1 protein-coding gene is annotated in these 644 nt (G+C 38.7%); it reads left to right on the forward strand.

Going from position 1 to position 644, the window contains the following annotated elements; genetic code table 11:
- Window positions 1–606 (forward strand): M48 family peptidase (locus DEH07_07125; GenBank protein ID HBY04305.1); only part of this gene is annotated, 606 nt, incomplete at its 5' end.
- Between the last annotated feature and the right edge of the window lie 38 nt (window positions 607–644).

Raw genomic sequence — 644 nt, forward strand, 5'->3', positions numbered from 1 at the left:
AGCGCTAAGATGAGTGATGTTGACCGGGCGCTGGAGGCTAAAAGCGGCTGGATATATAAGCATTATGTTGAATTTCAGTCCAGGAAGGCCAGAGAACACAAAAGAGAATGGGATAGCGGTGAAAAGGTTCTCTATAAAGGGAAGGAATATGAGATTAGGATTTTTAAGCATGAGGAAAAACGCACGACCATTAAATTCAATGGGATCAGGTTTGAAATTCTTGTAAATAATGAAATAGGAACCAACGAAAGAAAGTTTTTGGTGAAAAGTATTTTAAGGCACTGGTATAAAAAAGCTGCCAAAATTTTTATAAAAGACAGGCTTGATTATTTATGCAAAATCACCGGGCTGACATATAATATCATGAGGATCAAGGAACAGAAAACGCGGTGGGGGAGCTGCTCCAAAAAAGGCAATCTTAATTTTAACTGGAAATTAATCATGTCCCCCGAGTGGGTAATTGATTATATTATTGTCCATGAGGTCTGCCATTTAAGATATTTAAACCACTCCGGAGAATTCTGGGATATGGTGGCTCTGTATATGCCCGATTATAAAAAAGCACGGAAGTGGCTTAAGGAAAATGGTCCCGGACTCAAGCTGTGAAATAAAATATCTCCTTCAATAAAACAGGCATGTCAAGT

The sequence above is a fragment of the Desulfotomaculum sp. genome, from assembly GCA_003513005.1.
In the GTDB taxonomy this organism is placed as follows: domain Bacteria; phylum Bacillota; class Desulfotomaculia; order Desulfotomaculales; family Nap2-2B; genus 46-80.